Here is a 14,673-nt window from a genome sequence, read left to right as displayed (position 1 = left end):
GTGCCGCAGGCTGGAACCGTTCCTGATCCGCGTCCTGCCCGTAAGGGCCTGAAGGCACGCCTCTACCACATCCTTGAAGCCGGCAAGACCAGCGACCGGGCCAGCCTGATCTTTGATGTGTCGATGACCATCCTGATCATCGCCAATGTGGTTGCCTTCTCGCTCGAGACCGTCCCTGACATCGCAGCGCAATATGGTGGTCTGCTCGAGGCCTTCAACATTGCTTCCGTGGCTGTGTTCACCGTCGAATATCTGGCGCGCATCTGGGTCTGCACGGAGCACGGTCCCTACCGCCGACTGAATGGTTTCACGGCGCGGGCGCGCTTTGTCCGTACGCCGATGATGATCGTGGATCTGCTCGCCATTGCGCCATTTTACCTGGCGTTCTTTCTGGCGATTGATCTGCGGGTTCTGCGGGTCTTCCGTCTGCTGCGCTTTTTCAAGCTGGCACGCTATTCGCCGGCCCTGTCCTCGCTCAGCCGCGTGCTGTGGCAGGAGCGCCGGGCGCTGGGTGCCGCCATGATCGTGATGAGCGGTGCGCTGCTTGTCTCTTCAACGTTGCTTTACTTCATTGAACGTCATGAGCAGCCGGAGGCCTTCGGCAGTGTCCCTGCCGCCATGTGGTGGTCCATGGCCACGCTGACAACGGTTGGCTATGGCGACGTGGTGCCGGTCACAGCGGGCGGTCGCCTTGTTGGTGCGCTGGTCATGCTGTTCGGCCTTGGCATGTTTGCCTTGCCCATCGGCATCATCGCCACCGGCTTCTCACAGGAAATTCACCGCCGCGAATTTGCCATTACCTGGGGCATGGTTGCTCGGGTCCCGTTGTTTTCAGCGCTCGAGGCTGAGCAGATATTTGCCATCATGGGGCGGCTTGAGGCGGTGACGCTGCCGCGTGGGTCTCACATTGCCCACGCAGGTGACCCGGCGGACGCGATGTATTTCATCATCAGCGGCGAGGTGATGGTGGAACGTGACCCCGAGGAGCCGATCTACCTTCGGGAAGGGGACTTCTTCGGTGAGATGGCGTTATTGCGCAAAGCGACCCGGCAGCATGAACTGACCGTGTCTGCCGATTGCGATCTACTGAAGCTGGCGTCCGATGATTTTACGATGCTTGCGCGCCGTCATCCGGAGATACGCGAAGCTGTTGTAAAGGTCGCGCGCGAACGCGCAGGGGATGCCACTGCCTTTACGGAAGACGAAGAAATCGAAGAAGCCCTGAGGCACGAGTGAGCGGCCTGTCGGGCGACAGTCGCCGAAGCGCCTCCTAGGAGGCCTTCGACATCGCCTTTTCGAGGTTGTCAGAGACCTTGTCGAGGAAGGCTTCGGTCGAGAGCCATTTCTGCTCCGCACCCACCAGCAATGCCAGGTCCTTGGTCATAGAGCCGCCTTCAACGGTGGACACACATGTCTTTTCAAGAGTCTTGGCAAATGTGGCCAGTGCGTCGTTCTTGTCCAGTTCGGCGCGGAAGGAGAGGCCACGGGTCCACGCAAAAATGGATGCGATGGAATTGGTGGAGGTTTCCTTGCCGTCCTGCCACAGGCGGTAGTGGCGGGTGACGGTGCCGTGGGCGGCTTCTGACTCACAGATCTTTCCATCCGGCGTCAGCAGCACGGATGTCATCAGGCCGAGAGAGCCGAAGCCCTGGGCCACGGAGTCAGATTGCACGTCGCCATCGTAGTTCTTGCAGGCCCAGATAAACTTGCCGGACCACTTCATGGATGACGCCACCATATCGTCAATCAGGCGGTGCTCATAGGTGATGCCGAGCTTGTCGTATTCAGCCTTGAACTCTTCCTCATAGACCTTCTGGAACAGATCTTTGAAGCGCCCGTCATAGGCCTTCATGATGGTGTTCTTGGTGGAAAGGTACACCGGCCATTTGCGCTGCACGCCATAATTCAGGCAGGCGCGGGCAAAATCGATGATGGATGCGTCGAGGTTGTACATGCCCATGGCGATGCCTGGGCCCTCGAAATTGAAGATTTCAAATTCCTTGGAATCTGAGCCGTCTTCTGCTTCCCACTTCATGGTCAGCTTGCCGGCACCGGGCACCAGAAAGTCCGTTGCGCGGTACTGGTCACCAAAAGCGTGACGGCCGATGACGATGGGGTCTGTCCAGCCCGGCACGAGGCGGGGGACGTTCTTGCAGATGATTGGTTCACGGAACACTGTGCCGCCGAGGATGTTTCGGATGGTGCCGTTGGGCGAGCGCCACATCTTCTTGAGGCCGAACTCCTCAACACGAGCTTCGTCCGGGGTGATGGTGGCGCATTTGACGCCGACGCCGTGCTTCTTGATGGCTTCCGCTGCGTCGATCGTGACCTGGTCGTCTGTCTTGTCGCGGTACTCCATGCCCAGGTCGTAATATTCAAGGTCGAGGTCGAGATAGGGGTGGACCAGCTTGTCCTTGATGAGTTGCCAGATGATCCGGGTCATCTCGTCCCCATCAAGTTCTACAACGGGGTTATCCACCTTGATTTTCGACATGTAATCCTCTGACCCGGTCTGTATGTGTTGCCTTTAGTGATTCCGGGAGAATGGAACCACAAGGACATCGCGCATATATGACGCTGCGCTGAAAGTGGGAGGCGCGAGGCCAAAGCGAGGCCGCGCCATATGTGGGGTGCCGACGGCGCAAAGTTGGCGTCGGCTGGTGTTTTCGTATAGCACCCCATCGTTAACGATTAAAGCAGCGGCGGCTGCGTGGTTGAGGGAAATAGCAGTATTTCATGGCTGGAACGGACCGGACGAAGCAACAAACTGTCGTGGAAGCACATTCGGGCCCGGCTGTGATTCTTGTTGCACCGCAACTAGGCGAGAATGTCGGCACGGCTGCCCGGGCCATGCTGAATTTCGGCCTGACTGATTTGCGCCTCGTGCGGCCGCGCGATGGCTGGCCCAATGCCTATGCGGTCAAGGCATCATCAGGGGCGTTCGATCAGATCAAGACCGTCCGGCTGTTTGACCGGACCGAGGAAGCCATTGCTGACCTTGATCGCGTCTATGCCACAACGGCGCGTCGCCGTGACCTCATCAAGCCGACTGTGACGCCTCAAACTGCGATGGCGGAAGCGCGCGGCATTGAAGCGAGCGGCGCGCGGGTCGGCGTGTTGTTCGGGGGCGAGCGCTCGGGCCTCAACAATGATGACGTGACGCTGGCGCATTCGATTTTGACGGTGCCGGTCAATCCATCCTTTGCCTCTATCAACCTGGCGCAGGCAGTTCTTCTGCTCGGCTATGAGTATTTTCGGCAAACACAGGAAGCAGAACCACGCATCGACGCGACGCAGGATCAGGAGATGGCATCCACAGGAGAGATCGTCGGGTTCTTCGAACAGCTGGAGCGCGAACTCGATACCCACAACTTCCTGTATCCGCCGGAAAAGCGCCCGGCCATGGTGCGCAATATTCGTAACCTGTTTCAGCGGGCCGATCTGACCCTTCAGGAAGTGCGCACCCTGCGCGGCATCGTCACCGCCTTGGTGCGGCCGCCACGCGAACGGGTGCCGTACAAGGAACGACCCGGAAAAGGCGAGCAAGCGGGCAAAGGTCAACGGACGAAAAGCGATGACGCCTCTTGAGTGATCCGCACCCCAACAACCAGAATGACAGTTCCAAAAGTACCCAAGCCCCTCAGATCCTGAGTGCTGCCTTCTGGCGCAGTCCGCTGGCGATCCTGTTTCTGGCGCTGGTCACCGTCGGCATCTCCCGGTCGATGCTGTTTGCGGTGCTGCCGCCCATCGCACGCGAGCTTGGCTTCACAGAGGTTCTCGTCGGGCTGATGTTTGCAGCAGCTGCTGGCATGTTTGCCATTACCTCGCCCCTATGGGGTCGCCTGTCGGACAGGGTAGGGCGGGTGCGCGTCATTGCCATCGGTCTGTCGGGCTTTGGCGTCTTCATGATGCTGTTCACGCTCGCCGTCGCGACGGGCCTTGCGGTTGCGCTGCCGCTGTGGGCGATCTTCCTGTTGATGTTCGTGCCGCGTGTGGCCTCTGCGGCAGCGTCTGCGGGCGTGTTCCCGGCAGCACAGGCTTATGTGGCGGACACCACGTCCGCGCGGGACCGCACATCGGGCACGTCCATGGTGGCAGCCGCCATGGGGTTTGGTCTCATCTCCGGGCCGGGCATTGCGGGGCTCATGTCTGCCTACGAGTTGCTGGCGCCCATGTATCTTGCTGCCGCACTCGGCATCATTGGGGGCCTCATGGCGTGGCGCCTGCTGCCCGAGCCGCCGCGCACACAGGCGCAAAAGGACGAACCACGCCCAAAGCTCAAAATCCGTGACAGGCGCATCATCGCCATGATGCCCATCTCCATGGCGATCTCGATGATGGTCGCTGTGACCCAGCAGACATCCGCTTTTTACTTTCAGGACATTCTGGGGCTCGACGCTGCGGGCACGGCACGGGCCACCGGGGCGGCCTTGATGATGATGGCCGGCGCGACACTGTTTGTGCAGACCGCCATCGTCCAGCGCCTCAGGCTTGCACCACCCATACTTATCTATGGAGGGCTTGTGCTGGCGGTTGCCGCCTACACGGTCCTCACCATGGCTGCGTCGTTCTGGATGCTCACCACAGGCCTTGTCATGGTTGGCATCGCCTTTGGTATGGCCAACCCGGGCATCTCGGCTGCCATCTCCCTGTCCGTGACCCCGAACGAGCAGGGCAGTGCGGCCGGCCTGAACGCCTCCATGAGCGCCACCGGCTTCATGATCGGCAGTCTCGTCGGCCCGGGCGGCTACACGCTGTCGCCGGACCTGCCGCATTATTTTGGTCTTGTGGCCCTCACCATCATCCTTGCCGGGGCGCTTTTTGTGCGCTTTCCCAACCCGAACAAGATGCCGCCGATTGATCCGTCTGACACGCCGGCTTGACGGGCCAAAAATCCCAGCGTGGCCGGGCACTTGCGGGGTGTTTTAAGCGTTTGACACAAAGGGGCGCGTGGCTATACTCCGGCGCCATCAAGCGGGCTCAACCGGAATCGGTCGGGCCCGCCTTTAATTTCCGGCAGTTTTCGGCGCTTTTTCCCTCATATTTCGGGGCTGCGACGGGCAACCGGCAACACCTAGCAACCTAGAGGCTGCACATGACCAAGCGCACAAGCGCCAAATACAAGATCGACCGCCGGATGGGTGAAAACATCTGGGGTCGTGCCAAGAGCCCGTTCAACACCCGTTCCTATGGTCCGGGCGAACATGGCCAGCGCCGCAAATCCAAGGTTTCTGACTTTGGTATCCAGCTGCGCGCCAAGCAGAAGCTCAAGGGCTACTACGGCGACGTCACCGAAAAGCAGTTCCGTGCGACGTACGAAGAAGCTGTGCGTCTGCGTGGTGACACCAGCGAAAACATGATCGGCCTGCTCGAGCGCCGTCTGGATGCGGTTGTGTATCGCTCCAAGTTCGTGCCGACTGTTTTTGCAGCACGTCAGTTCGTCAATCACGGCCACATCAAGGTCAACGGCAAGCGGGTGAACATCCCCAGCTACCGCGTCAAGGAAGGCGATGTGATTGAAGTCCGTGAAAAGTCAAAGCAGCTTCCGCTGGTGCTTGAAGCCATTGGCTCGCCCGAGCGTGACCTGCCGGACTATCTGGACGTTGACCACAACAAGATGACCGCAACCTATGTGCGTATCCCTCAGCTGATGGATGTGCCTTACCCGGTCACGATGGAACCCAACCTGGTGGTGGAATTCTATTCCCGCTAATTGGTTCTCATTCCAACGATCAAAAGGGCCGCTCGAAAGAGCGGCCCTTTTTCGTTTCAGCTAGTCGGCCCGCGACACAATCAGCTTGGTGAAGGGCTCGATCAATGCGTCTGCAGCATCTTCCCATGAAACAACCCGCGACGTGACGGGGGTTGGGTCAAAGGCCCCGGACTGAATGAGGGCCAGGGGTTCAGGCAACACCGAATGGGTATGAACCCAGCCGGTGTGGAGCGAGATCGAGTTGCGGTACATGTGGAACATCGGCACCGGCACGTCGCCGCCGATATAGATTGCGGCGGTTGTGGATGTGCAGACGCCGGCGCGTCCGGTCATGCGCAGGAGTTCAGCGACGGTTTCGGGCCGGCCGCTGGCATCGACAGTGATATCGAACCGCTCGCGAATGCCGTGGAGCCAGCTTTTCGAGAGTTCCCAGGTTTCAGCTCCATAGGATTCGGCAATGGCCAGCCGTGTCGTATCGTGGTCCGCATAGACCACGCGGCCAGCGCCCAGCGCCTTTGCGAACCCCACGGCAAAGAGACCGATGGATCCTGGCGCCGTTCCGCCGCAGACCAGCACGTCGGCACCGCGACGCTCGATGATGTGGGGGGCAATGGCGCGGTAGCCGTCGGGGATGTTGTCGCCAAGGCCCGAGGCTTTGAGCGGGTCCATGCCCGCGGGCAGGGCGGTCAGCATGGTGTCGGCCCAGGGCACCGGCACCACGTCCTGCAAGAAGCCACCCCATTCAGGGGCAGTTGGCGCCCAGCCATAGGCGGCTTCGCGCGGCACAGAGATGCACTGGGCGGTATGGCCACGGCCGCAATGGGTGCAATGCCCGCAGGCAATCTTCCACGGCATGATGACCCGGTCGCCGGGTTTAAGGCCCTTTACGTCAGGCCCAACCTCCAGCACTTCGCCGACGCCCTCATGCCCCAGAGGCACGGGGCCCTTGAGGGGAACAGCACCCTGAATGACTGCACCGTCCATGTCGCAGGTGGACACGACCATTGGTTTGACAAGGGCGCCGTCACTGCCGGGCAGTACGGGGGTGGGCACATCGCGCCATTGGACGTCGCGGGTGCCTATGTAGTTGAGCTGCTGCATCTGGTCTCTTTCTCAAATTGATTTAGACCAGTCTATATAATTTTGATCCTGTGCTATGTGGATTTCGTGCAAGGTAGTTTGCGGAACCAAAAAAGAGGCCAGCGACATGCCCCGGGCAGCAAAACACAAGCAGGCGTTGATCCATGCAGCCGTGGGCCTGTTCCGGCGGCGGGGCTATGGCGCCAGCGGTCTCAATGACATTCTCACGGCCTCCGGTGCGCCCAAGGGGTCGCTCTATCACTATTTTCCGGAAGGCAAGGAGCAGCTGGCGGAAACCACGGTGAAAGCCGGGGGCATTCTGGTAGGGCAGACGCTGGAGGGTCTTGCGGCGTCGACCAAGGACGGCCCGGCCTATCTGCGCGGCTTTGCAAAATTGCTGATCGGCTGGCTCGACGAGTCCAACTACGAAGAAGGCTGCCCGATCTCCACGGTGTTGCTGGAGATGGCAGGGGAGAGCGACAGGATCCGGGAGCAGGGTCATGCGGCCTATGATAGATGGCGCCAGGTGACCGGGGATAAGTTTGTGGCGGATGGCTTGTCGCGCAGGGATGCAACAGCGCTTGCAACCCACACGCTGGCTGCCTTTGAAGGGGCCCTGATGATTGCACGGGTCGAAAAAAAGGATGCCGCGATCAAGACCGCGGCATCCTTGTTGTCTGCTCAGGTAAAGGCGATGAAAGCGGCTTAGGCCTTTGTTGTCTGCGCCACTCATCCATGTCATCGTTCTTCGATGAACTACGTGCAGCTACTTCTGGTTTTGGGCTTGGTGGTCGGCGCTATCAATCCCGCGTCCGCAACGGATTCCGCGCTGGTTCCGCTAGAGAACCTTGAAGCAAATGTGGAAGCCTCAGATTATCTGGTTTCCGTGACCTTGCGATGTTCGGCGCTTCTCTCTGCATTGGGCAAAACCGCCGCAAGAGCAGGGATGGAGCAAGCGGCGGAAGACTATTCTTGGAATGGCAAAGCGTTTCTGCGAATAGCAACGATCAATGGGCAGAAGGCTCTACCACACGTGGATCCTGAAGAGGTAACAGCTCAACAGCTAAAACGTCTGGTGCCGGATCATCTGCACTATCTTGAGCTGATGAATAAGCGGTTGGACGATCAGCAGACCATATTTGGTGGTGGTGGTCTTCTAGATCGCGACATGGGATTCTGTCAGAGTACAATGGATGAATTCAAGCAGCGCGCTCTTGCTGATGGCAACAAGGCCGGCGCAGGAGTCTTCCGCTAGTCAAGCTTGCCGGGCCTAGGCCTCTGCCTGTTCTTCCATGGCAATGCCTTTACCGGCGAAGTAGTCGCGCAGCTCGCCTTCTTCAAACATTTCGCGGAGGATGTCGCAGCCGCCGACGAACTCACCCTTCACGTAGAGCTGGGGAATGGTCGGCCAGTTTGAGAACTGCTTGATGCCTTCGCGCACATCGTCATCTTCCAGCACATTCATCGACGAGAATTTCACGCCGAGATAGCTGAGGATCTGCACGACAGTTGAAGAAAAGCCGCACTGAGGGAACACGGGCGTGCCCTTCATGAACAGCATCACATCATCTGACTTGATGGCGGCGTCGATTTTGTCGAATGCGGGAGTATCACTCATAGCGGTGTCCTTCAGGTTTCTAAGCCTATTTTGGCGCAGATGTTTGCAGTGCCAGGGCATGCAGTTCGCCACCCATGCGGCCCTGCAGCGCGTCGTAAACCATCTTGTGCTGCTGGACGCGGGTGAGGCCGGCGAAGGCCGGTGTTTTGACGACGGCGGAATAGTGATCTCCGTCGCCCGCCAGATCCTCGATCACGACTTCAGCATCAGGCAATGCCTCGCGGATCAATTTTTCGATCTCTGCTGCGGCCATGGCCATGGGTTACGCTCCTAAACTCTTAGTTTCTTTGCGGTTTTCCCGTTGTCGGGAGGCTAATGGGTAGCATCCATGTAAGCCGGGAACCAGCCCTCGTGGGCCTCGCGTAATGTCTCAACAGATATGGGGTCACACCCCTGCGCCGTCAATTGCGTGCCACCAGCCTTGCCCAGATGGCGGGCTGTCACACCAGCCTTGCCAGCCGCCTTCAGGGCTTGCTGAACCAGGTTCGCGGGCAGGGCGATGACATAGCGGGACTGATCTTCGCCAAACAGCGCTGCGTGGGCTTCAATACCGTCGGGAAGCGTAACTTCCGCACCCACATTGCTGGAGACGCAGAGTTCAGCCAGGGCGACGTAGAGGCCGCCGTCGGACAGATCATGCACGGCGGACAAACGTCCGGTGCCAATGAGCCCGCGCACGAAGTCACCGTTGCGGCGTTCGATCTCAAGATTGATGGGCGGCGGGGCGCCACCCTCCTTGTCGAGGTCCATACCGAGGATGTCGCGGATATAGAGCGATTGACCCAGATAGCCCTTTTCTTCACCAATCAGGATCAGCTCGTCGCCATCCTTCATGCCGTCGGTGCGGGCATAGATGCGGGCGTCTTCAATGAGGCCAATGCCGCCAATGGCAGGCGTCGGCAGAATGCCGGTGCCGTTGGTTTCGTTGTAGAGCGACACGTTGCCGGAGACGACCGGATAGTCCAGCGCCTCGCAGGCTTCCTTCATGCCGAGGATGCAGCCCGCAAACTGTCCCATGATTTCAGGGCGTTCCGGGTTGCCGAAATTCATGCAATCGGTGATCGCCAGCGGCTTGGCACCGGTCGCGACAAGGTTTCGCCAGGTTTCTACAACCGCCTGCTTGCCGCCTTCCTTGGGGTCGGCTTTGCAATAGCGCGGGGTCACATCAACGGTGGTCGCGAGTGCTGTGTTGGTGCCATGTACACGCACTACACCGGCGTCGCCGCCGGGGCGCTGAATGGTGTCGCCCATAATGGTGTGATCATACTGTTCGTAGATCCAGCGACGCGAGGAGAGGGCGGGCGAGCCCACCATCTTCACCAGTGTCTGGGCTGCATTGTCGGGTGCTGCAGCCTTGGCCGTCTCAAACGGTTTTGGTGCCTTGGTGAACTCGTAAGGACGCTCATACATCGGCGCGTCGTCGTTGAGGCTGTCCAGCGGCAGGTCTGCCACCATCACGCCCTTGTGGCGCACGACCATGCGGCCCGTGTCGGTGATGGTGCCGATGACGGCGAAGTCGAGCTGCCACTTTTCAAAGATCGCGCGGGCTTTGTCTTCGCGGCCCGGCTTCAGCACCATGAGCATGCGCTCCTGGCTTTCAGACAGCAGCATTTCGTAAGCTGTCATGGCGTCTTCGCGGCAGGGCACGTCATCAAGGCTCAGCTCAATGCCGACATTGCCTTTGCCCGCCATCTCAACAGATGAGGATGTGAGACCGGCAGCGCCCATGTCCTGAATGGCGACGATGGCGTCTTCCGCCATCAGCTCAAGGCAGGCTTCCAGCAAAAGTTTTTCCGTGAACGGATCACCCACCTGCACGGTCGGGCGTTTTTCCTGGCTGTCATCGTCGAACTCGGCAGACGCCATGGTGGCACCGTGAATGCCGTCACGGCCGGTCTTGGAGCCCACATAGACGACCGGGTTTCCGATGCCGGACGCCGCCGCATAGAAGATGTTGTCCGCCGGCGCGAGGCCGACGCACATGGCGTTGACCAGAATGTTGCCGTTATAGGCTGGGTCAAACTCAACCTCGCCGCCAACGGTGGGCACGCCAAAGCAGTTGCCGTAGCCGCCGATGCCAGAGACCACGCCTTCCACAAGGTGGCGGGTCTTTTCATGTTCCGGCGCGCCAAAGCGAAGCGCATTGAGATTGGCAACCGGGCGCGCACCCATGGTGAAGACATCGCGCATGATGCCGCCGACGCCGGTGGCTGCGCCCTGATAGGGCTCGATGAAAGACGGGTGGTTGTGGCTTTCCATCTTGAAGACGGCGGCCAGGCCATTGCCGATATCCACAATGCCTGCATTCTCGCCGGGACCACAGATCACCTGCTCGCCGGTGGTCGGAAGCTGCTTCAACCACACGCGGGATGACTTGTAGGAGCAGTGCTCGGACCACATGACGGAGTAAACGCCAAGCTCGGTCATGGTTGGGGTGCGGTTCAGGGCACGCAGCACACGGGCGTATTCTTCTTCGGAGAAGCCATGTTCCTTGACGATCTGAGGTGTGATCTCAGGCTCGTGGACGCCGGGGTCAGCCTGGGGGAGTTCCTGCTCGTTTGAAACAGCTTCACTCATGAGGAAAGGGCCTCCAGAAGACCTTCAAACATTGGGCGGCCATCGCTGCCGCCTAGGGCAGGCTCAATCAACCGCTCCGGGTGGGGCATCATGCCGAGCACCCGCAGATCATCCGAATAGATGCCGGCAATATTGCCGCGCGAGCCATTGGGGTTGGCGTCCTCGTTCGGCGCGCCCTCCTTGGTGACATAGCGGAACGCCACGCGGCCTTCGCCTTCAAGACGGGCCAGGGTTTCGTCATCCGCAAAATAGTTGCCATCATGATGCGCGATGGGAATGCGGATCGGTTTGCTGGTCGCGTATTTGCGGGTGAAGGCTGTGTCGTTGCGCTCAACGCTCAGATGCACGTCCTTGCACAGGAACTTGAGGTCCGCATTGCGCATCAGGGCGCCGGGCAAAAGGCCCGTTTCAGTCAGCATCTGGAAACCGTTGCAGATGCCCAGCACATGGGCGCCATCTTCCGCGCGCTTCTTGACGGCAGCCATTACCGGCGAGCGGGCGGCCATGGCACCGGCACGCAGATAGTCGCCATAGGTGAAGCCGCCGGGCAGGACCACAAGGTCGCACTCGGGAAGGTCTGTTTCCGTGTGCCAGACCTGTGTCGGCTTGCGTCCGGTGATGCGCTCCAGCGCCACCAGCGTATCCCGGTCACAATTGGAACCGGGGAAGATAATGACTGCGCTTTTCATCTAGCTTGGAAGTCCTTGCCCATCGGGGGATAGATTGTGAAGCCCTGTCCGCCCGTCAATTGCGTGCCGTTAGTCCAGCTCATGACGATATCGGTTGCCTGCTGGTCGCCAAAGCTACAATGGCTCTGCTGCATGTAGGTGACGTCGTCAATCGTAACGAAAACCGACAACAGTATCATCGGTGCAGCAGGGTGATCGTCCGACACAATTAAGAAGTGTCTCTCGGGGTCTTCTACTGAGTAAGTCCGGATGCCATTTTCATTCAGAAACTGCGGCAGTTGCTCAATCATCTTGACCAATGCATCGAACCCGAGCGTGCAGTCCAATACGACGATTGGGGTCTCATCAGGGTAGGGACTTTTGGCGGATGCAGACGTTGCTGTCGCCGTCGATACACTGATCCAAACTCCCAGCACGAAACAGATTGATCGCGCCTTAAGTCTCATTATGCGGCGTCCAGTTCGATCGTGTAGTTTTCGATCACCGTGTTGGCGAGGAGCTGTTCGCACATGTCCTTGACGGCGGCTTCTGCCTTGGCGGCATCGGTTTCTTCGAGGTCCAGTTCAATGACCTTGCCCTGACGGACATCGCCGACGCCGGAGAAGCCCAGATTGCCGAGCGTCTTTTCGATGGCTTTGCCCTGGGGGTCGAGAACGCCGTTCTTAAGCGTGACGTGAACGCGTGCCTTCATGGACATGTTCTCCAGCCGGTTCTGGCGGAGCTCCTTGATGCTCGCCGCATGTCAGATACATGCAGGCGAGGGTTCGAATCAGGTTGGTGCGTATGCTGAAAATATCAGCGGGTGCACCGGCGTGCCCACTGGTGGGCGCATGGCAGCTACCTGACCAGACTTACTTCACAAGCACGGGGCCCGTGCGGGGTGTCTGGTCTTCGTTTTCCATCAGGATGCCGAGGCGGCGGGCCACCTCCTGATAGGCATCCATCAGCCCGCCCAGGTCACGGCGGAACCGGTCCTTGTCGAGCTTTTCGTTTGTGGCGGTATCCCACAGGCGGCAGGAGTCCGGGCTGATTTCATCAGCCAGAATGACCCGCATCATCTCGCCTTCGAAGTGGCGGCCAAACTCGATCTTGAAGTCGATGAGCTTGATGCCGATCCCCAGAAACAGGCCGGACAGGAAGTCATTGATGCGCAGGCTCATGGCCATCATGTCGTCGATTTCCTGGGGCGTTGCCCAGGCGAAAGCCGTGATGTGCTCTTCGGTGACCAGCGGATCGTCCAGTTCGTCGGACTTGTAGGCAAATTCGATGATCGAGCGGGGAAGGGGCGTGCCTTCCTCAATGCCAAGGCGCTTGGCCAGGGAACCGGCGGCGACATTGCGGATCATCACTTCGATGGGGATGATCTCGACTTCCTTCACCAGCTGCTCACGCATGTTGACGCGTTTGAGGAAGTGGGTGGGAATGCCGATCTCGCCCAGACGCGTAAACACGTATTCGGAAATACGGTTGTTGAGGACGCCCTTGCCTTCGATCAGATCGTGTTTCTTGTTGTTGAAGGCGGTCGCGTCGTCCTTGAAATGCTGAACAAGCGTGCCTGGCTCGGGACCCTCATAGAGGATCTTGGCCTTGCCTTCATAGATTTTTCTGCGGCGAGTCATCAATTGGGAATCCATCTTGGATTGGCGCCAAAACTGGCGGATTGTGCGGTGCGACCACTTGACCTCAAGCGCGCCCGTGCACACGTGTTGCTTTAGCGGAAATTGGGGGCTATGCCTAGCCGAAGTTCAGGGCTGGCATATGGTCAAAATCCCTGAAATTTGGCAGTTTTCTGTCTGTTCGTGGGGGCAATGCCCCACAGCATGGCACCCATTTGGCAAGAGGCGTTTCGAGATGAGTTCACTAGACAAGCGCGGCAAGGACTTTGAGAACAAGTTCGCCCACGATCAGGAACTCGAATTCAAGGCTGTTGCCCGCCGCAACAAGCTGCTGGGGCTATGGGCCGCAGAGGCCATGGGCCTGACCGGTAACGATGCGGATGCCTATGCCAAGGAAGTGGTCAAAGCGGACTTCGAAGAAGCTGGCGAAGAGGACGTGTACCGCAAGGTGGCCGGCGATCTTGAAGCCCGCAGCGTCGACAAGTCAGAGCACCAGATCCGCCGCACCATGCAGGAACTCATGGTCAAGGCCCGCGAGCAGGTCGCCAACGAAGGCTAAGGCCAAAGTTGCATGCCCGGCGCTCCGCACGGCGTCCTGCCCGGCGCTGCTTCTATTTTTTCCGAATTGTTGAAGCAAGCAGCGCCGCGTACTGACGCAGCGCTGTTTCGCGTATCTGGGCTTCGTCTGCTGTCGGCTTGAGCCAGGCATCGCGATGCCGGTGCATGGACGGCCAGGCCAGCATTTCAACGGCGTTGCGGGCTGCGACATCGGGCACGATTCCCGGTTCGGCCCATTTGGCGATCAGGTGTGTCAGGTCGCCCATCAAGGCTCCGTGCATGCGGGTAGCCTGCATCTTTTCAATTTCAGGCAGCTCCAGCGACAGCCGGTCGATCAGCCAGATGCCCTTGCGGTTGGCGGATTGCAGGTCATACGCCTCCGCACCTATTTGCTTGAGCGTCGCAAGGGTCGGCGGTGTCTTTGCCTTCAAGGCTGCGGTCAGTGTGTCCCAGTGGGCGAGCTGCGCAATCCGCCTCTCACTCAGATCAACAATCTCGTCAGGTGTCATTGGTGTGATGGGCAGCGGTCCGTCCGGCAGGCCATCTCCCAGGGCATGAAGAACCGCAAGGGTGAGCAGTCCCTCCTTGCCCTTGGCGTAGCTGTAGAGGGCTGCCGGCGAGAGATCGGCGGCTTTTGCCACGTCTGCCATCTGGGTGCGCAGATAGCCTGTGCGGCTGATGCACTCAAAAGCGGCCCGGGCCACAACTTCCAAGCGTTCCTGCGGGGTTTCGCCTCTTTTTGAGCGGCGGGAGGGCGGTCTGTTGGCTGGCATGTCGACTCACTGATTTCGCTTCGTAGGCATCTTACCCCTTGACGGCGCG

Annotated in this window: 17 protein-coding genes; 7 read left to right on the top strand and 10 right to left on the bottom strand. The window is 59.5% G+C overall.

What is annotated here, in order from left to right; all coding sequences use genetic code 11:
- Window positions 1-1,236, top strand: a complete 1,236-nt coding sequence (locus BN1012_RS09485; protein ID WP_043949429.1) for a cyclic nucleotide-gated ion channel — start codon at window positions 1-3, stop codon at window positions 1,234-1,236.
- A gap of 34 nt (window positions 1,237-1,270) precedes the next feature.
- On the opposite strand, the gene BN1012_RS09480 is transcribed toward BN1012_RS09485, so the two are convergent.
- Entirely contained in the window at window positions 1,271-2,494 is a 1,224-nt protein-coding gene (locus tag BN1012_RS09480) for an NADP-dependent isocitrate dehydrogenase (protein ID WP_043949428.1), read from the bottom strand.
- A gap of 242 nt (window positions 2,495-2,736) precedes the next feature.
- Here BN1012_RS09480 and BN1012_RS09475 point away from each other — a divergent pair, with 242 nt between their 5' ends.
- The 3 genes from BN1012_RS09475 to rpsD all read left to right on the top strand — a co-directional run bounded on the left by BN1012_RS09475 (window position 2,737) and on the right by rpsD (window position 5,713).
- Window positions 2,737-3,588 carry an RNA methyltransferase gene (locus BN1012_RS09475; RefSeq protein ID WP_063958498.1) on the top strand — a complete coding sequence of 284 codons (852 nt, stop codon included), beginning with the start codon at window positions 2,737-2,739 and terminating at the stop codon, window positions 3,586-3,588.
- On the top strand, window positions 3,585-4,883 hold the full coding sequence (locus BN1012_RS09470) for an MFS transporter (protein ID WP_052535003.1): 1,299 nt from the start codon (window positions 3,585-3,587) through the stop codon (window positions 4,881-4,883). The genes BN1012_RS09475 and BN1012_RS09470 overlap by 4 nt, the downstream gene beginning before the upstream one ends.
- Before the next feature lie 212 nt (window positions 4,884-5,095).
- The gene (rpsD, locus tag BN1012_RS09465) at window positions 5,096-5,713 is read left to right on the top strand and encodes a 30S ribosomal protein S4 (protein ID WP_043949427.1); all 618 of its coding nucleotides are present in this window, start codon (window positions 5,096-5,098) and stop codon (window positions 5,711-5,713) included.
- Window positions 5,714-5,773: 60 nt separating this feature from the next.
- Here the strand turns inward: rpsD and BN1012_RS09460 are convergent, their stop codons facing one another.
- Window positions 5,774-6,814, bottom strand: a complete 1,041-nt coding sequence (locus BN1012_RS09460) for a zinc-dependent alcohol dehydrogenase (RefSeq protein WP_043949426.1) — start codon at window positions 6,812-6,814, stop codon at window positions 5,774-5,776.
- 106 nt (window positions 6,815-6,920) lie between these two features.
- On the opposite strand from BN1012_RS09460, the gene BN1012_RS09455 reads away from it, so the two are divergent.
- Window positions 6,921-7,502 carry a TetR/AcrR family transcriptional regulator gene (locus BN1012_RS09455; RefSeq protein ID WP_043950882.1) on the top strand — a complete coding sequence of 194 codons (582 nt, stop codon included), beginning with the start codon at window positions 6,921-6,923 and terminating at the stop codon, window positions 7,500-7,502.
- 42 nt (window positions 7,503-7,544) lie between these two features.
- Complete coding sequence (locus BN1012_RS09450; RefSeq protein WP_043949425.1) at window positions 7,545-8,048, top strand: hypothetical protein; 504 nt, start codon at window positions 7,545-7,547, stop codon at window positions 8,046-8,048.
- Window positions 8,049-8,063: 15 nt separating this feature from the next.
- Here BN1012_RS09450 and grxD read toward each other — a convergent pair whose 3' ends face one another.
- The 7 genes from grxD to purC form a co-directional block, all read right to left on the bottom strand.
- Window positions 8,064-8,411 carry a Grx4 family monothiol glutaredoxin gene (gene grxD / locus BN1012_RS09445; RefSeq protein ID WP_043949424.1) on the bottom strand — a complete coding sequence of 116 codons (348 nt, stop codon included), beginning with the start codon at window positions 8,409-8,411 and terminating at the stop codon, window positions 8,064-8,066.
- A 25-nt stretch (window positions 8,412-8,436) separates the two neighbouring features.
- The gene (locus BN1012_RS09440; RefSeq protein WP_043949423.1) at window positions 8,437-8,670 is read right to left on the bottom strand and encodes a BolA family protein; all 234 of its coding nucleotides are present in this window, start codon (window positions 8,668-8,670) and stop codon (window positions 8,437-8,439) included.
- A gap of 53 nt (window positions 8,671-8,723) precedes the next feature.
- Window positions 8,724-10,988 carry a phosphoribosylformylglycinamidine synthase subunit PurL gene (gene purL, locus BN1012_RS09435; protein WP_043949422.1) on the bottom strand — a complete coding sequence of 755 codons (2,265 nt, stop codon included), beginning with the start codon at window positions 10,986-10,988 and terminating at the stop codon, window positions 8,724-8,726.
- Entirely contained in the window at window positions 10,985-11,677 is a 693-nt protein-coding gene (purQ, locus tag BN1012_RS09430; RefSeq protein ID WP_043949421.1) for a phosphoribosylformylglycinamidine synthase subunit PurQ, read from the bottom strand. The genes purL and purQ overlap by 4 nt, the downstream gene beginning before the upstream one ends.
- Window positions 11,674-12,123, bottom strand: a complete 450-nt coding sequence (locus BN1012_RS09425; protein ID WP_043949420.1) for a hypothetical protein — start codon at window positions 12,121-12,123, stop codon at window positions 11,674-11,676. Before BN1012_RS09425 ends, purQ begins: the two co-directional genes overlap by 4 nt.
- Complete coding sequence (gene purS / locus BN1012_RS09420) at window positions 12,123-12,368, bottom strand: phosphoribosylformylglycinamidine synthase subunit PurS (protein WP_043950881.1); 246 nt, start codon at window positions 12,366-12,368, stop codon at window positions 12,123-12,125. The genes BN1012_RS09425 and purS overlap by 1 nt, the downstream gene beginning before the upstream one ends.
- 160 nt (window positions 12,369-12,528) lie before the next feature.
- Window positions 12,529-13,296 (bottom strand): phosphoribosylaminoimidazolesuccinocarboxamide synthase, encoded by a 768-nt coding sequence (gene purC / locus BN1012_RS09415; protein WP_043950880.1) that lies wholly within the window; start codon window positions 13,294-13,296, stop codon window positions 12,529-12,531.
- Between the two features lie 232 nt (window positions 13,297-13,528).
- Here purC and BN1012_RS09410 point away from each other — a divergent pair, with 232 nt between their 5' ends.
- Window positions 13,529-13,852 (top strand): DUF1476 domain-containing protein, encoded by a 324-nt coding sequence (locus tag BN1012_RS09410; RefSeq protein WP_043949419.1) that lies wholly within the window; start codon window positions 13,529-13,531, stop codon window positions 13,850-13,852.
- A 52-nt stretch (window positions 13,853-13,904) separates the two neighbouring features.
- Here the strand turns inward: BN1012_RS09410 and BN1012_RS09405 are convergent, their stop codons facing one another.
- Window positions 13,905-14,624, bottom strand: coding sequence for a TetR/AcrR family transcriptional regulator (locus BN1012_RS09405; protein ID WP_043949418.1), 720 nt, complete (start codon window positions 14,622-14,624; stop codon window positions 13,905-13,907).
- Window positions 14,625-14,673 lie beyond the last annotated feature (49 nt).

Source organism: Candidatus Phaeomarinobacter ectocarpi (genome assembly GCF_000689395.1).
Classification (GTDB): domain Bacteria; phylum Pseudomonadota; class Alphaproteobacteria; order CGMCC-115125; family CGMCC-115125; genus Pyruvatibacter; species Pyruvatibacter ectocarpi.
This window is presented reverse-complemented; position numbering and strand designations above follow the sequence as displayed.

Bases quoted from the DNA above. Each gene is read 5' to 3' on its own strand.
- grxD (WP_043949424.1), bottom strand. From the start codon at position 8,411: ATGAGTGATACTCCCGCATTCGACAAAATCGACGCCGCCATCAAGTCA.
- rpsD (WP_043949427.1), top strand. From the start codon at position 5,096: ATGACCAAGCGCACAAGCGCCAAATACAAGATCGACCGCCGGATGGGT.
- purS (WP_043950881.1), bottom strand. From the start codon at position 12,368: ATGAAGGCACGCGTTCACGTCACGCTTAAGAACGGCGTTCTCGACCCC.
- BN1012_RS09480 (WP_043949428.1), bottom strand. From the start codon at position 2,494: ATGTCGAAAATCAAGGTGGATAACCCCGTTGTAGAACTTGATGGGGAC.
- BN1012_RS09410 (WP_043949419.1), top strand. From the start codon at position 13,529: ATGAGTTCACTAGACAAGCGCGGCAAGGACTTTGAGAACAAGTTCGCC.
- BN1012_RS09455 (WP_043950882.1), top strand. From the start codon at position 6,921: ATGCCCCGGGCAGCAAAACACAAGCAGGCGTTGATCCATGCAGCCGTG.
- BN1012_RS09475 (WP_063958498.1), top strand. From the start codon at position 2,737: ATGGCTGGAACGGACCGGACGAAGCAACAAACTGTCGTGGAAGCACAT.
- BN1012_RS09425 (WP_043949420.1), bottom strand. From the start codon at position 12,123: ATGAGACTTAAGGCGCGATCAATCTGTTTCGTGCTGGGAGTTTGGATC.
- purC (WP_043950880.1), bottom strand. From the start codon at position 13,296: ATGACTCGCCGCAGAAAAATCTATGAAGGCAAGGCCAAGATCCTCTAT.
- BN1012_RS09450 (WP_043949425.1), top strand. From the start codon at position 7,545: ATGAACTACGTGCAGCTACTTCTGGTTTTGGGCTTGGTGGTCGGCGCT.
- purL (WP_043949422.1), bottom strand. From the start codon at position 10,988: ATGAGTGAAGCTGTTTCAAACGAGCAGGAACTCCCCCAGGCTGACCCC.
- purQ (WP_043949421.1), bottom strand. From the start codon at position 11,677: ATGAAAAGCGCAGTCATTATCTTCCCCGGTTCCAATTGTGACCGGGAT.
- BN1012_RS09405 (WP_043949418.1), bottom strand. From the start codon at position 14,624: ATGCCAGCCAACAGACCGCCCTCCCGCCGCTCAAAAAGAGGCGAAACC.
- BN1012_RS09440 (WP_043949423.1), bottom strand. From the start codon at position 8,670: ATGGCCATGGCCGCAGCAGAGATCGAAAAATTGATCCGCGAGGCATTG.
- BN1012_RS09460 (WP_043949426.1), bottom strand. From the start codon at position 6,814: ATGCAGCAGCTCAACTACATAGGCACCCGCGACGTCCAATGGCGCGAT.